This is a genomic window from Pseudomonas sp. PDM25 (genome assembly GCF_019219045.1).
Classification (GTDB): Bacteria; Pseudomonadota; Gammaproteobacteria; order Pseudomonadales; family Pseudomonadaceae; genus Aquipseudomonas.
Map to the genome: position 1 here is coordinate 1 of NZ_JAHUWL010000073.1, position 404 is coordinate 404.

At 55.2% G+C, this 404-nt stretch carries 1 protein-coding gene; it reads right to left on the reverse strand.

Annotated features, from left to right (window positions below; translation table 11 throughout):
* A partial coding sequence (locus KW848_RS31375) for a dermonecrotic toxin domain-containing protein (RefSeq protein WP_375154769.1) occupies positions 1-404 on the reverse strand: 404 nt, incomplete at both ends.

The window sequence follows — 404 nt, forward strand, 5'->3', positions numbered from 1 at the left end:
GAAGTGGGCTTTTCCTGAACGATGTCGCGCTCTTCCTGCTTGAAGTGCATGAGCATGCGTTCGCGGCCTTCAGCATCCTTGACCTCATTGACCAGCCATTCGTGCAGCTCTTCGACCTTGTTGAAGCAGTGAAATCCTCTGAGCTCGCCCGGAATGTAGAGAATGTTCAGGTCACTGTCGTCAGTGATGCTGAGGATGTCCGTCGACACGAAGTGGTCAATGCAAAACTTGCGAATCGATAAACCGCTGGGTGTGGTCGCCTCGTCCAGCAGCATTTGCCGGGTGAGCGGCCTGCTGACATTACCGGCGCAGGCGCTGAGCACCGTGCTGAAGTGTTCTTGGGTCAAGTAACCCTTCTCGTAGTCTTCAATGGCTTTGGCGATGAACGTGCACTTGGCCAGCGC